This is a genomic window from Vibrio hibernica (assembly GCF_015223435.1).
Lineage (GTDB): Bacteria > Pseudomonadota > Gammaproteobacteria > Enterobacterales > Vibrionaceae > Vibrio > Vibrio hibernica.
This window is the reverse complement of the sequence record NZ_VHKO01000011.1, coordinates 1-15,170: the sequence shown is the minus strand read 5'-3', so window position 1 is coordinate 15,170 and position 15,170 is coordinate 1. Positions and strand designations below refer to the sequence as shown.

The 15,170-nt window shown below is 36.0% G+C and carries 12 protein-coding genes; 7 read left to right on the top strand and 5 right to left on the bottom strand.

Annotated features, from left to right (window positions below; genetic code table 11):
• Positions 1 to 2 precede the first annotated feature (2 nt).
• Together FH976_RS06575 and FH976_RS06570 are read right to left on the bottom strand one after the other, a co-directional pair.
• Positions 3 to 1,073, bottom strand: a complete 1,071-nt coding sequence (locus tag FH976_RS06575; protein ID WP_194090101.1) for a glycosyltransferase family 9 protein — start codon at positions 1,071 to 1,073, stop codon at positions 3 to 5.
• A 78-nt stretch (positions 1,074 to 1,151) separates the two neighbouring features.
• The gene (locus FH976_RS06570; RefSeq protein WP_194090100.1) at positions 1,152 to 3,131 is read right to left on the bottom strand and encodes an LTA synthase family protein; all 1,980 of its coding nucleotides are present in this window, start codon (positions 3,129 to 3,131) and stop codon (positions 1,152 to 1,154) included.
• 122 nt (positions 3,132 to 3,253) lie between these two features.
• Between FH976_RS06570 and FH976_RS06565 the strand changes: the two genes are divergently transcribed.
• From FH976_RS06565 to FH976_RS06535, 7 genes are read left to right on the top strand one after another with little or no spacing between them, the layout of a single operon-like run.
• Positions 3,254 to 3,967 carry a 3-deoxy-D-manno-octulosonic acid kinase gene (locus FH976_RS06565; RefSeq protein ID WP_194090099.1) on the top strand — a complete coding sequence of 238 codons (714 nt, stop codon included), beginning with the start codon at positions 3,254 to 3,256 and terminating at the stop codon, positions 3,965 to 3,967.
• A gap of 48 nt (positions 3,968 to 4,015) precedes the next feature.
• A complete protein-coding gene (locus FH976_RS06560; protein WP_194090151.1) occupies positions 4,016 to 5,854 on the top strand; it encodes a DUF3413 domain-containing protein in 1,839 nt (612 codons plus the stop codon).
• Position 5,855: 1 nt separating this feature from the next.
• A complete protein-coding gene (locus FH976_RS06555; protein WP_194090098.1) occupies positions 5,856 to 6,800 on the top strand; it encodes a glycosyltransferase family 8 protein in 945 nt (314 codons plus the stop codon).
• Between the two features lie 28 nt (positions 6,801 to 6,828).
• Entirely contained in the window at positions 6,829 to 8,004 is a 1,176-nt protein-coding gene (locus FH976_RS06550; RefSeq protein ID WP_194090097.1) for a glycosyltransferase, read from the top strand.
• A 44-nt stretch (positions 8,005 to 8,048) separates the two neighbouring features.
• A complete protein-coding gene (gene waaA, locus FH976_RS06545; protein WP_194090096.1) occupies positions 8,049 to 9,353 on the top strand; it encodes a lipid IV(A) 3-deoxy-D-manno-octulosonic acid transferase in 1,305 nt (434 codons plus the stop codon).
• 5 nt (positions 9,354 to 9,358) lie between these two features.
• The gene (locus FH976_RS06540) at positions 9,359 to 10,696 is read left to right on the top strand and encodes a PIG-L family deacetylase (RefSeq protein WP_194090095.1); all 1,338 of its coding nucleotides are present in this window, start codon (positions 9,359 to 9,361) and stop codon (positions 10,694 to 10,696) included.
• A 3-nt stretch (positions 10,697 to 10,699) separates the two neighbouring features.
• Positions 10,700 to 11,590: a glycosyltransferase family 2 protein gene (locus FH976_RS06535; RefSeq protein WP_194090094.1), complete on the top strand. Its 891-nt coding sequence runs from the start codon at positions 10,700 to 10,702 to the stop codon at positions 11,588 to 11,590.
• Between the two features lie 4 nt (positions 11,591 to 11,594).
• Here the strand turns inward: FH976_RS06535 and FH976_RS06530 are convergent, their stop codons facing one another.
• Genes FH976_RS06530 through rfaD form a run of 3 tightly spaced genes read right to left on the bottom strand, consistent with a single transcriptional unit; the run spans position 11,595 to position 14,795 of the window.
• Positions 11,595 to 12,788: an O-antigen ligase family protein gene (locus FH976_RS06530; protein ID WP_194090093.1), complete on the bottom strand. Its 1,194-nt coding sequence runs from the start codon at positions 12,786 to 12,788 to the stop codon at positions 11,595 to 11,597.
• A gap of 13 nt (positions 12,789 to 12,801) precedes the next feature.
• Positions 12,802 to 13,824: a lipopolysaccharide heptosyltransferase II gene (gene waaF / locus FH976_RS06525; protein WP_194090092.1), complete on the bottom strand. Its 1,023-nt coding sequence runs from the start codon at positions 13,822 to 13,824 to the stop codon at positions 12,802 to 12,804.
• A 26-nt stretch (positions 13,825 to 13,850) separates the two neighbouring features.
• On the bottom strand, positions 13,851 to 14,795 hold the full coding sequence (rfaD, locus tag FH976_RS06520) for an ADP-glyceromanno-heptose 6-epimerase (protein WP_194090091.1): 945 nt from the start codon (positions 14,793 to 14,795) through the stop codon (positions 13,851 to 13,853).
• Between the last annotated feature and the right edge of the window lie 375 nt (positions 14,796 to 15,170).

Here is a 15,170-nt window from a genome sequence, read left to right as displayed (position 1 = left end):
AATTAATCGGTTATTTTTAATGTGCTAGTTATTTTATCAAACATAGCTATAACAGACTCGCTAGATATAAAAGTCATAGCATCTTTATTTTTAACTCTAGTCCGCCATGGTAACTTATCAATTGTATGATTATGTTCCATCGCGATAGCTTGCTTATAAGCTGAAACTATAAAATCACGATATTGATAAGGACCTGTTCTTTGGGGGTTATGGTGAGCATATAAGCCAATAACTGGTGTGCTCATAGCATTAGCCATATGGGTTGGCCCTGTATCTGGTGCTATGACTAAATCAGCATTATCAATAAGAGCGAGCATTTGTTTTATGCTGCTTTTGCCGACTAAATTAGTCACATTAAAAACTTGTGATTGGATGCTTTCAGCTAAGTCTAACTCTATCTGTGCGGGGCTGCCGGCTAGAATAACATTCCAACCTAAATGTTGAGCATGCTTAATTACTGCAACGTAGCCTTCAGGCGTCCAGTTTTTATAAGCTTTACTGGCAGCGGGAACTATAATCAAGTTTTTATGTTTCGATAAATCATTTGGGTCAATAAGGTATTGTTTAGCCCACTGGTTGTCTTCATCGGTATAAGGAATAGACCAAATAGGCGTTGTATCTATAACACCAAGCGTGGTTACAAAAGCAAGCAGCCCATCTAAAACGTGTGGTGCTTGAGGAGAGGGGACCTTAACATTGGTAAACCAAGTTTGAAAATCTTGGCTACGTTTAGCATCAAATCCTAGTTTATATTTAGCGTTTATTCCTAACGTTGCAATACTTGCTCTTAGAGCATATTGCATGTGTAGCAAAGCATCAAATTTTTCGGCCTTAAGTTGTCTCCATAGAGATAAATAGCCCTTAATCCCTTCTTTTTTATTGAAAATCACAACATTAACATTTGGGAGGTCATGAATTAATTGAGATTCTATTTTGCTGGTTATCCAAGTGATCTTAGTTGTTGGCCATTGACGTTGAATGCATTGTACTGCTGCTATTGTATTACATACATCACCAATAGCGGATAAACGTAAGATACAGATAGAATTTGGCGCGGTAGTAAAAAGGGGCATAATAAAACCAATGTCCTAACAGTATGAAAAAATAAACCCATATCACCAAACTAATTAGTTCGGTTAAGGTTTAAAGGCCTATTTTTTTTGATTGAGTAAAGAGCGAATATACATGTCCTGTAATTTATCATAATCACTTATAAAGTTGGGATCGGGATTATTTACGGCTACAGGCTTCGTATGTATAAGATCATCATTCCAAAGATAAAGCTCTTGTGGTCGGCTTTTCGAATAAGCGCCACTTGAATTGATGACATGTGTTTCATTATAGCCAATATTATCGACAGCTTGAATGCTCAATAAATTTTGACCACCCAGGGTGATGTATTGAGTATCAGACAAGCTAAAATTATACAGTGTTGGGAATATATCTCGATGTGAACCGATTCTGTTTTTTACATATTTATGCGGAACTTGTTGTAGGATTTTTTTAGGGATATGCAGATAAAAGGGCACGCCATAGCTTATAGCGAACTCATTTTTTAAGTCCATTTTAATGTTACGCATATGGTGATCGCCAGATGCAGCAATCAGGGTGTTATCACTCAGTTTTGAATGTTTGATCGACTCAATGAAGTTCCCTAATGAATTACTTGCATATTGGTAGGTTTCTTCTGACGTTAAAGCCTCTGCAGCACTATTACTTATATTGTCCTTCAACCGTTGGGTTAAACGTACTGGTTTCGGTTGATAAGTGTTTGGTAGTTTATAAGGGGGATGATTGGTTAATGACATCATAAATATCATCTGCGGTTTTTTTGCTGTTTCTAATATGTGGTGAGCAAATTTAAAGGCATATTCATCCGCCAATCCCCATTCTGATTGTGTCTTTTTAGCTTCAGGGTACTGAGATAAAATAGCCGCTTCATCATAAAAATGATCAAACCCTTGATAGCGTAAATATTCTCCCGCATTTCTCCAGCCACTATCACCTGCATAAATAAAGCTTATTTCATAGCCTGCATTTTTATATGGAATGGTTGCAAGGCTATCGAGTTTTATCTTTTTATATGATGATTGGCTAATAGAAGCATGATTGCTTTGAGTTAACATCATCATAATGCTGGTCCAAGTACCACTAGTACCCGCTTGAAAACGCTTGAAAGTGAAATCTTCATTGAACTGATGACGCAAAGAGCCCAATAGATCATTACTGTTTTTATCATCGTCAATAAGGTAGTTAGTCCCCATGCTTTCCATTAAAACGACAAAAACATTAGGCTTATTTTTAGCCAAATAGTCATTCTTCGGAGTATGATAAACAGGTGTATCTTTACCGATCACTTTTCTCATTTGATTCGTTAATTCTAAGCTATCAACAGGAAGGAAGCTTTCTTCTTTTTTATGATCTTTACGAGCCCAATCCATTGCCATAAAAGCATTTGGAGTCACTTTATTTAATGGTATGAAGCTGGATATATTGGCATCATATCGACCTAAAGGAAATGCCCCTAAAGCCCCACGAGCTAACAAGAAAAAAACTAAAACACTAATCAACGCAGTAATAGATACTCGGGTTTTAGATGGAGTGGATGATATTGTGGTAGATAAGGACTTATTCGCTTTTCTAAGTAGGTACAAACTGAGTATGGCAATGAAAATAGCAAAGAATACTGAGCGTAAAACCGGATAGTCCTGCCACATACTGATTGCAACTGCTTGGGTATCGTCATCAATAAAACCAAACATAAAGACATCGAAAAAATTACCATAAGTTTTATAGAAATAATAATTCCCGATGGAGAATGCGACCAAAAGAAAGAAAATAATAGCCGAGTAATATTGGCTTATAGAATCGTATCGACGCTGCCATCGTTCATCATTTGCGCTAATACAACCTAAGAGAAATAATGGCATAAAAGCGATAACAGAAACTTTTAAATCAAAGCGTAAGCCGACCACTGTTGATAGCCAGAAATCCTGTGTATACTGCAATAACTCATTAACATTAGTGATGTTAAACAAGAATGTAACTCTGGCCAAACCAAGAACAAAAGTTGAGATTGAAATTGCAATGATTATCTGACGTAAATTTTGAATGAAGTGGATTCTAAACATGTCTTTCTACCCTAAAATAGTTATGCGCATTTTATAGAATATTGATTATTTTGTCGATGAATTGATAGCGATTAAAGCATGGTGTTTGGGCCGAAGTTCCTCAATAACTGAATATTGGTTTTATGAAAGTATTAGAAACGGCAAGCAGTAAAGCTTGGTATAATGAAGCGCTATTTTTAGGCTCTATGGATTCGTGTTTTGATCCAGAATATTGGAAGCGAATCGGAAAAATAATTGGATCTGCACAAGGGCGTGGAATTACCTGGTTTGTACAGACAGAGCAAATGCCAGCAGCACTACGGCATTATCGACGTGGTGGATTATTTGGAAAAATCATTAGTGATACTTATTGGTTTACAGGTTGGGAAAAAACAAGGAGCTTTCAAGAATTTATTTTACTTGAACATTTAATCAAACAAGGCGTCCATGTTCCTCAACCGATCGCCGCACGAGCGATGAAAAAATGGTGCTGCTATCAAGCAGATATTCTGACTCAAAAAATCCCCAATGCACAAGACTTAGTTAAGCGATTACAATTAGGTTCAATCGGGCCTACTTTGTATAGAAAAATTGGTCAGGAAGTAAAAAAATTACATCAAGCTAATGTGAATCATACAGATTTGAATATTCATAATATTTTGGTCGATACAAATGACAAAGTTTGGATTATCGATTTTGATAAGTGCCATATAGAAAAAAATGGCAATAGTCTCAGTTGGAAAAGAAATAACCTTGAGCGATTATTACGTTCGTTTAAAAAAGAGCGAATAAAGCGTCAGATTAACTGGAATCAAGAGTCTGATTGGCAAGCATTACTATTGGGTTATTCCGATTAAACTACTTTTATTATAAGCAGGTTTCATTTGAGTTTTTACAAGTCTCCACTGACATTTAAACAAAAATTACATAGCCATGGTTGGGTTATTTTAATTAATGCACTCATTGCAATGCTGATTGCAGTTCGATATTTTTTGTACCTTCCAGCATTTCCTCAAGACGGATTGAGTACTAGCTTTATTGTGGCAGGAACGTGGAGCCAAATGGCGCTATTGGCTGCCCTAATTGGTTTAATTACTATTCCTTTATTATGGTTACCTACTTTTGCTCGTCGTAGCCTGATTGCCATTATTGCCTCCGTTGGACTTGCAGGCTTGGTGATTGACACCTTTGTATTTGCACAATATCGTTTTCATATTAATGCCGTTGTTGTGGAGCTTGTATTTTCTGGTGATGTGGTTGATTTTCCTCTGATCACTTGGCTGATGACGATTGTCAGTGTTACCGGGTTGGTATTGTTTCAGTATTGGCTAATAAGCTTTATGGAGAAAAATCCAACATTAACGAAAAAACGATTGGGCCGAAAGTTCGTATTCCTCACTTTTGTTTGTCTGCTATTTACTAATGGTGTCCATGTTTGGGCGTCGGCTTATGCTTACCAACCCGTGAATATCATCAAGCAGTATTTACCTTTATTTCAGCCAGCAACCGCAAATAGCTTTATGAGAAAACATGGCTGGATTGATGAACAAGCCGTTGATCGCCAAAAATCGATGGCATTAAAAGGAAATAGTGACTTAAATTACCCATTGTCGCCTTTAAAAACGAAAGCAGTAGAAAAGCCAGTTAATATTGTTTTCTTGGTGGTTGATTCTTGGCGGGAAGATACGTTCAATGCTGATAACACACCAAACCTTTGGGCGTTCTCACAAAAAGGTGAGCGCTTTTATAATCATATTTCAACGGGGAATGCGACTCGAACCGGGATTTTTGGCTTGTTCTATGGTCTGCCTGGAACGTATTGGCATGGTTTCTTAGCGAATCATCGTGCACCGGTATTAATAGATCGCCTACAGCAACTTGATTATCAAATTGGGCTATTTGCCTCAGCTAAATTAACTGCTCCTGAATTTAATCAAACAGTGTTTGCAAGTCTGAAAAACATACGCATTGGTTCAAAAGGATCAACACCTTCGGCTCGTGATATTGATCTGACAAAAGATTGGCTTTCATGGTATGACAAGCGTAATAAATCAAAACCAACATTTTCATTCTTGTTTTATGATGCACCACATGGCTATGACTTCCCTGAAGGATACCCACATCAATACCAACCTATGTTGAAAACATTAAATTACCTCAACTTGGACAATGATACTGATCCAGAGCCAGAGCCTTTAATGAATCGTTATAAAACCAGTGTTCATTTTGTTGATAGCTTAGCTAAGAAAGTCTTGGATAAGTTAAAATCAACCGGTGAATTGGATAATACTCTAGTAGTTATAACGGGAGATCATGCACAAGAGCTCAATGACAACAAACTAAATTACTGGGGACATAATGGTAATTTTACCCCAGCTCAAACTCATGTCCCATTTGTTATGGTTGGTCCGAAAGTCCCCGAAAACTTCGTAAAAGGTTGGGGTAATAATTTCAGTAGCCATGAAGATGTCGCGCCAACCATTGCAAAAAATTACCTTGGTGTAGAAAATAAAATAAGCGATTACTCGACAGGCATTGACCTACTTGATACACCTCAAGATCGTCCATGGATTATGGCCTCAAGTTACAGTGGCTATGGTGTGGTTTCTCACGATTCAATTCTCGAAGTTGGAGCAACGGGTCAATCTCAGTTTATGGATATCACGAATCATCCTAAAGATGGTCAACCTAACTACCAATACCTGCAACAAGCGTTAGAGCAGATAAGTCGATTCAGGAAGTAAAATGACAGATTTAGTAACAGTAGCTTATGCTTGTGATGATAATTATTCACGCCACTTAGCGGTTTCTATTGCATCGCTTATTCATCACTATCCAATCAGAAAAAAATTAGAAATATTTGTTTTTGATGCAGGAATATCAGAGAGTAATAAAGGTAAAATTTCCAAATTAAATAGTGAAAATGTAATAATTAAATTTATTAGTATTGATATCAGTATGTTTGATGGCTATCCATTGACGATTGAGCATATTTCATTAGCAACATATTTCCGTCTTAAATTACCATCATTATTACCAGGACATAAGAAAGTTATTTATCTGGATGTTGATATTTTAATTGGTGATGATATTTCAGATATGTGGGATATTGATATTGGAAATAAATCTATTGCAGCTGTAATTGAACCGGAGATATCATTAAAAAATATTGAGCATTTAAATAATATTGGAATTAAGGGGGGAGGATATTTTTACTTTAATGCAGGATCATTAATTATTAACTTAGCTAAGTTAAGAGATTCTAAATTTGAAGATAAAGTGGTTGTTTATCTTTGTAAATATTCAGAAAAATTGATATATCAAGATCAAGATATTCTGAACGGAATCTTATATGATGATGTAAAATATATCTCACCAAAATATAATTATATGCCTATGTATAGAAATATTTTATCTAAAAAACGCAGGTATCAAATTAATATGATTCCTTACACTGTTCGTGAAATTAAAAAATTAAAAAAATCTGCGTGTATATATCATTTTTGTGGGAAAAGGAAAGCTTGGATGCAAACATGCACCAGTACAGGATTTCATTTGTATAAAAAATTTCAAGATAAAACAGAATGGAAAGGTACGGAGTATGTAGATTATGATCTAGTCAGAGGACGAGAGAAGCTTAATTATATATACCGAAGATGTGTGTTAAGAATTATGAACTTTATTGTGTAGTGTTAATTAACTTTTTAGAGAGATGATAATGAAAGTAGCAGTAGTTGTCAGTTGTTTGAAGCTAGGTGGAATGGAAAGAGTTGCGGTTAACCTTGCCGATGCTTTTGCTCAATCAGGGCATGATAGCCACTTGATATATTTCAAAAATAGACAAAAACAAATATTGCCTAGAAATGAGACTGTTAAATTACACCTTTTTGACTTAAAAAAATGGGTACTATTGACTGGTATTGGCAGCTTATGGTTTCTTATTTGTAAATTAATCAATATATTTTTCCGCAAAACCTTTCCTCATTTTTTTGCGTATGCTCAGGCTATTGCATTTCGTTATAAGTTGCGAAAGTTGGAGAAAAAAAATGGCCGTTTTGATTTGATTGTGTTTCGCGGACAAGGAACATTTGGTCAAATTTGGCCATCTAAAGATAATCGTTTTGTTTTCGTTTGTGAAAGTGTACAAAATAAGCATTTATATGCAGGTTTATCGAGATGGGTATTTTCATCATTATTTGAAAACCGAAATGTTGCCTGTGTATCGAATGGCGCTAAGGATAGTTTTTTGGATCTAACCAAAGAGCACAAGATAGATTGTCGGACTGTTTTACAAATTAGTAATCCGAATGATTATCAAATGATCAGAAAAGATGCATTACAACCGATTGACATCGATCTACTACACCCAAATCCTTATATTTTAGGATTAGGTCGTCTGGTGCCTTTAAAAAATTTCACCTTACTTATTCAGGCTTATCACTATGCCCGTCTTCATTTTGGTCTGGAGCAAGATCTAGTGATCGTCGGAGAGGGGAAAGATAGAGAGCAACTTGAAAAAAAAGTATCAGAACTGGGCTTACATCAGAATGTTTTTTTTAAGGGAGCACAAACTAATCCATTTCCTTGGTATAAACAAGCAGACCTATTTGTTCTTAGTTCAAAATCTGAAGGTTTAGGAATGGTTATAATTGAAGCATTAGCCTGTGGAACTCGAGCAGTTTCAACGGATTGTCCTGGAGGTGTCAGGGATATTATGCAAGGTGAATTGAGTCGATTTTTAGCCGAGCAAGATGCGAAATCTTTAGCAGAAAAAATTCAATTATCATTAAATCATGCTCCTAGTGAGGCGTTAAATAATGATATAAACAAGGTACTAATTAGATTTGATCAAGACTTTATCGTTGAACAGTATGTACAGGAATTCATACGGTAAATATTAATTGTTTTGATTAAAAATATTGCAAGGAAACATCAAGAATGATTCGGTTTATCTACACAGTATTACTTGTATTCTTATCACCCTTTTTTTTATACAGCTTATATAAAAAAAAGGAAGGTAAGCCGACTTTTGGTTCTCGCTGGAAAGAACATTTTGGTTTTACACCTCCGATAAAATTACAACCGGATGAAAAAAGCATTTGGATTCATGCGGTATCGGTGGGGGAGGTTTTAGGTGTCACTTCCTTAATAAAAGAATTAAAGCGGCAAAATCCGGAACAGATTATTGTGTTAACGACCACCACTGCAACAGGAGCTCAACAGGCAGAGAGCCTAAAAGGATTGGTGGAGCATCGTTTTATGCCATTAGATTTTTCTTGTGCGGTTAAACGGTTTATTAAAGCTATTCAACCAGAAAGAATGATCATAATGGAAACAGAACTGTGGCCAAATACACTGGCAACGGTAAAAGGTAATGATATTCCAATTACTGTCATTAATGCACGTTTATCGAAACGGTCGGCGTTGCGCTATGCTAAAGTTAAGACTATTTTCAACATATTATCTTCCTCGTTAGATCAAGTTATTTGCCAACATAAAGATGATGCAGAGCGCTTTATTGGTTTGGGGTTAGCTGCCTCTAAGGTTTCAATTTCCGGCTCAATAAAATTTGATATCAGTATTACGCCCGATGTCAAAATAGAGGCAGATAATTTGCGTAAGCAGTTACAAGCCTCAGCAATTCAAAACCCAAACCCAAACCTACAACAACCTATTTGGATTGCAGCCAGTACTCACAAAGGCGAAGATGAACAAATCTTAAATGCACACCGGAAGATATTAACGTTGTTTCCTAATGCAATTCTAGTTTTGGTACCTCGTCACCCGGAACGTTTCAATCAGGTCGCTGAGCTTATAAGTAATCAAAATTTTAAACTTGTACGTAGAAGCGCAGTTAAAGAGAGTGTTAATGAGTGTCAGGTATATTTAGCAGATAGTATGGGGGAAATGTTATTACTACTGGCGGCGAGTGATGTTTGTTTTATGGGAGGCAGTTTAATTGGAGATAAAGTTGGTGGGCATAATTTACTCGAGCCGTCAGCGTTAGGTATACCTTCCATCACGGGGCCTAGCTACTATAATTTCAAAGATATCACCGAACAATTATTACAAGCTGAAGCAATCTCGATCTGTATGGATTCTGAACAATTAGCCGATCAATTAATAACACTTTTTTTAGACCCGGTCAGTGCACGCTATAAAGGACAACGGGCGATGAAGGTTATCGAATCAAACTCTGGTGCGATAAGTCGAACATTAACTCTAATTAACGCAAGTAAGTAGCTAAGATGAAAAAGATAGACTATCAATATGCATTACGAGCCGATGACCAATACGATGTCACAATTCTATCTGTATCTGCGAAGGATGATGCATATAAATTGAGTGATATTTTACGACAGGACTCGTCAAAAGCGTTGCAAAATTCAGCTAATTATACCTGGTTGCTCGTATTTTCTTATCAAGCCAAACATAAAAAGAAGCAAGGCCGAATTGCAGTTACTGATAATGATGCCGAAATAAATATTGAAAGCAGCCAATACTTTGAACCGAATCAAAGAGGTATCCGCTATTTAAATTTAAGTGGTTATATTGATTTTGAAAATCTGACTTTATTTTGTGAACATTGCTCTGTTTCTGAATCTGCAACCCTACTGGCATTTAAGAAGCCAGATTTAGCCGCTGGGCCTACTCTCATTATTGCTCCGCATGCTGATGATGCTGAGTTGGCTGCCTATGGCTTATATCAAGATTTTGCACAACAAACTTGGATAACAACAATTAATGCAGGTCAAAACGTACAGAAACTAAGCCAGCAGTACATTAAAGATCTTGATAAGAATATAAACGACGCGATAAGAAGAAAAGCTAAAATAAGAGCATGGAATAGTATGACTACACCATTATTAGCTGGAGTGGATTATCATCGTATTTCTTATCTCGGTTATTATAATATTACGAAAGAATGCTTATATTACAGCAAAGATGAAGTGCGTTCAGACAGTATTATTGGTCATTTGGCATCAGAAAAAAATAGGTCACTTAATCATATTAAGCTACCGAATGACAAAGATTTTATTAATTCCGGTCAAGCTTTAATCGATGACCTTGTTAGCCTGATTGAACAAATAAAACCAACTAGTATTCTCGTTACCGATCCTGAAATTGATCCACACCATGAACATATTGTTGCGGCCCATGCCTTAGCTCTTGCGATTCAAAAAAGTGAATATAAACCTAAAAATATTCTTTTGTATGTAAACCATTTGAGAAATATTAAAAACTTCCCTTATGGCCCCGAACATGCCAGAACAGCATTGCCTCCATGGTCTGAATCAATATCGATATTTGGGCAATATTCTTGCTATAGCCATCAGCTTACGTTGTCGACTCAAAAAGATAAAGTAATCGCATTTGATTCAATGCATGATCTACGTAGTAAAAATCGCTGGGAGAAAAAGCTCAAGCAATGGTGGGCGAAAAATATACAAAAAAACGGGCATCAATATTACAGTAATCATAGTTATTTTCAAACGCATATAAAATCTAATGAGGTTTTCACAGTGCTAGATGCTATTGAGTTTAGTGATAGAGTGACTTCATTCGATTTAGTTAAGGAGGATTAGAGTTTGAAATATGATAATGATCCATTAGTTTCTATTATAATTCCAATTTATAATGTAGAAAAGTATTTAGAGCAATGTTTATATTCTGTTGTTAATCAAAAATATAGAAACATCGAGATAATTTGTGTTGATGATGGATCACTCGATAATTCAATCGATATTTTGAATGAATTTAATTCTAATGATGATCGAGTGAAAATAATAAGACAAGAAAATGGTGGTATATCAAAAGCTAGAAATACAGGGATTAATGCATCTTCAGGGCTATATTTATACTTTTTAGATTCTGATGACTGGATAGATTTAAATGCAATTTATAACCTTGTTAATGCAGCATTAGAATACAAAGTTAGTATTATATCTGGTTCGGTTGTTTGTTATAATGAAGATACTAATCTATATAATCCTTATAAAGAAAATCGAAAAGTAGGTTTGATTAATTTGGAAAAAAGTGGTCTTTATTCTCTTGAAGTTGTCGTTTGGAATAAATTATACCACAGCTCTATATTTGATAAGTTTCGATTCACTGAAGGCATGTATTATGAAGATGAAGATTTATATTGGCGTTTATTTTCTAGTCTAACATTAGTGGTATCTCTAGATTGTAATGTATATTTCTATCGAAAAAGAAAAGGCTCAATAACTAGTGGTGATTTATTATCAAAAAAACACCAAGATGGTTACATTACAATATTGAAACATGCCGGTGAAATTGTAGAAAAAAATCCAAAACTTAAAAAATATCTTATTAAATGTGCCATGAAGTATCAACGCAAAATGAGAGCAAAAGGTATTGTTCATGATAAATATGATGAGTATATATATCATGAGCTTGGTGTCAGGAGTGATATTTTTTATAGAGTATGGCAGAAGATAAAATGGTATTTGACATGAATATTCATGTCTTAGTTGCAATGAAATCTTTTCTATCCATTAAGATGAAAATAATAACAATAAATATACCTAAAGTTTGGTTTTCACGTATTGCTACGTAACTTAATCCAGATATAAAATAAATAAAAAATATTGCTATGCATAATAAATTTTCCACACTCCGATTTTGAAAAAAACGGTATGCAGGGTAAAAGAAAAAAAGGCAAAATAAGGTGAACCCGACAATACCGTATTGAACGAGTGTTTGCAGAGTGTCGTTGTGAAAGCTAGACATGTCAAAAGTTTTAAATTGAGGTATTATTAAACCAGCTGATGCAAGTTTTTTTACAGGCTCTCGATATTCTTTCCCTACTCCTAATAATGGGTTGTCCTTAAATAAATAGAGTCCAGCCTTCCAAATTTCAAATCTTAAGCCTATAGATGTATTTAAGTTATTATTTTTTATTTTGTTGATTTCAAGTAGCGTTGAGTGTAAGCGACTCTGGACTAAAGATGTTTGACTAGTTAAATAGGTTAAAGGTAAGAATAAGAGAAAGCAAAGCAGCAAAGTCTTTTTATTTTTTTTGTAAATATAAATTAAAATTAAAGTTATTGTTATTAAAAGGGCAATCCAAGCCGAACGAGTATCAGACATGACGGTTGCAGCACCCGATAATAGTATTGTCATCAATGATAAACATCGCACTTTTGTATTAGTATGCTTCAATACGATTATTAAAGATAATGTGCATAAAGATGCTGTGTATGTTGCATACTGAATAGGATTTATTGGCCAGGCCATTCTTCTTTGATCGTAAAAATATATAGCATTAGAAAATGACCATAGTCCCCCTAAAAACAATAAAAGACTAAAAAAATTAAAATTAATGGTATTTCTATCTATAAATATAATCAGAGCTAAGAGCGATAGTGAAACGCGTAACTCTCCATTTGATGCTCCATAAGTTAAGTAAGATATTGTGAGTAAGGCGCAATAGAAAAACAAAAAAACAATCCATTTATGATCTACACTGGCAGGAATAGTGACTTTCCTTTGCTTGATAAAGTAAGATATTAAGGATATTACAGTAAGAGTTATCAGTATTCGGCTGGCGCCAGATGTTAAATACATACCCGTAAACAGCCAAATAAATGGCAGGCTAATTAGTAGCTCTAGGCTGATAGTAGTTATTTTTTTTCTTTCAAGTAGGTTGGGCATATTTATCTTACTGTTATAGATGCTGTAATATTATTTCTGGCTTCAAATCTTTCAAACACTTCAAATGCCCCAATGGACATTCACGCTTAAAGCATGGGCGGCATATGATATCAGTATGAACAATCGAAACTTTTTCTGCTAATGGTGGCGTATACTCTGGAGAGGTTGAGCCATAAATGCCAACCACTTCGCAACCAACAGCCGCTGCAACGTGCATCAAGCCAGAATCATTACTGATAACAGTGTGGCAAGCGCCAAGTAAATCAACTGCTTCAATGAGCGATGTTAATCCAGCTAAAATAAAAACGTGTTTTTGGTTTTCTTCTGAAACAAGGCTTTTAATGGAATCCGTTGTTGGCTTATCTTTAGCTGAACCAAATAACCAAACTTGTTTCCCTTTTGATATTAATGTATCGGCAACCGTTGCATAGTGCTCTGCTGGCCATTGCTTGGCTGGGCCAAATTCTGCGCCAGGGCATAAGCCTATCGTTTCTCGTTCTTGAGTGAGATCGAACTTTTTAATGGTCGCTTGCTGCTGATCTTTATCAATAAATAAATGAGGTTTTGGAAGGGAGGCTAATCCACCTAAAGAGCTAGAATTGAGCATATCAATTTTAGGGTGAGCCAAAGCAATATAGCGCTCAACCATATATTGAAATGATTTCTTATTACTGCGCAAATCAGTTAATAGACCATAACGCATTTCACCTTTCCAACCCGTTCTTATTGGGATATCTGCAAACCAAGGAATAAGCGCTGATTTTGCTGAATTAGGAAGAACATATGCGTGGGTGTATTCCTGCAATTTAAGCTCTTTACCTAATGCTCGACGGCCTAGGAAATTAAAATCACCGTGTCCAAGTGGCATTTCTATTGCTTGATTAACTTCGGGCATGCGCTCCAAAATAGGTTTACACCATGCCGGAGCCAATACATCAATACTTGCTTCTGGGTGTTGTTGTTTCAGGGTGATATAAAGTGATTGTGACATCACCATATCACCTACCCAAGATGGACCAATAATTAAAATTTTCATAAAACTCGATACTATCTAAAATAGGTTTAAGCGTTTATCTCAGCCAAATATTCCGCTACGCCATCGGCTACAGATTTAAACTCAACATCGCAGCCAGCTGCGCGCAACTTGGTTAAGCTAGCTTGAGTATATTCTTGATACGCGCCTTTTAGATGCTCAGGGAATGGGACATTTTCAATCGTGCCTGTACCGTGATACTTAACGACGGCTTTTGCCACTTCACCAAAAGTTTCTGCTTTACCTGTACCGCAGTTAAAAATGCCAGACACACCATTTTCAAAGAACCAAAGATTGACTTTGCACACGTCACCAACATAAATGAAATCACGCTTGAACTCATCGCTGCCATCAAATAATTTAGCATTTTCGCCTGCTAATAATTGATTGTTTAGGTGGAATGCAACCGATGCCATGCTGCCCTTGTGTTGCTCGCGAGGCCCATAAACATTGAAGTAACGGAAACCAGTAATTTGAGAGAGCTTTTCACCGTGAGCTTCAGCATCGGCCCATAAGCGGCGAACGTAGTTATCAAATTGTTGTTTTGAATAACCGTAAACGTTTAATGCGCCTTCGTATTCACGTTCTTCTATAAACTCTTTATCTTGAGCGCCATAAGTTGCCGCAGAAGAAGCATAAAGGAAAGGGATGTCACGCTCTAAACTGTAGTGAAGTAATTCCTTTGAATACTCATAGTTGTTGAGCATCATGAATTTACCATCCCATTCAGTTGTAGCTGAACAAGCACCTTCATGGAATATTGCTTCAATAGGTCCGAAATCATCACCGGCCATAATTTGAGTCAAGAAGTCATCACGATCCATATAATCAGTAATATCAAGGTCAACCAAATTTTTGAATTTACGACCATTTTTTAGATTATCGACAACTAAAATATCATTGTGTCCAGCTGCATTTAATGCTTTAACAATGTTGCTGCCAATCATGCCGGCGCCGCCAGTTACTATGATCATATTTATTTCCTAAATGGTTGAAACTGATTTGAAACGTTAGATGAGATAAGTATATCAGAAGAAAGCTTTAGGAGGGAAAAGTAAAAGTGAAATACGTGTGGAGATTTGAGAGTGTAGCAGGAGAGTAGGTGAAGACTAGTTACTCGAGAGCTGAGATAGTTGGCTAGCCGTTTCATTGAGTCGATTTTTATGATTGTTGTAAGAGATCCTGAACTACGTTCGTGCCTCACTATTCAGGATGACGTTAGATATATCAGAAATGAGGCCCGCTATTCCTGTCAGCAGGACTTGAATAGTGAGGTGTTTTTACCCGCCATATTTAAAATGCGACCTATTTTTTCCGTCATCCTGAAGATGCGACTTATTTCCCCTGTC